Annotated in this window: 1 protein-coding gene; it reads left to right on the forward strand. The window is 71.2% G+C overall.

Going from position 1 to position 222, the window contains the following annotated elements:
- Positions 1-222, forward strand: a 222-nt coding sequence (locus tag IH13_RS0130245; RefSeq protein WP_158791403.1) for a glycosyltransferase, incomplete at both ends; no start/stop codon positions are given.

The raw sequence follows: 222 nt of genomic DNA on the forward strand, positions 1-222 counted from the left end.
GCGGTCTGCCTTGCCAGCCCGCTCAGAGATGTGTATAAGAGACAGCGCCTGGGCATCGCCGACGTCGTGCGGTTCCACCCGCCGGTCGGACAGGAGCAGCTCGCCGACTGGTTCCGGGCCGCGTCCGTGCTGGTCATGCCCTCGTACAGCGAGTCCTTCGGCCTGGTCGCCATCGAGGCGCAGGCCTCCGGCACCCCGGTGATCGCGGCCGCGGTGGGCGGG

The sequence above is a fragment of the Streptomyces sp. NRRL WC-3549 genome, assembly GCF_000721935.1.
In the GTDB taxonomy this organism is placed as follows: Bacteria; Actinomycetota; Actinomycetes; order Streptomycetales; family Streptomycetaceae; genus Streptomyces.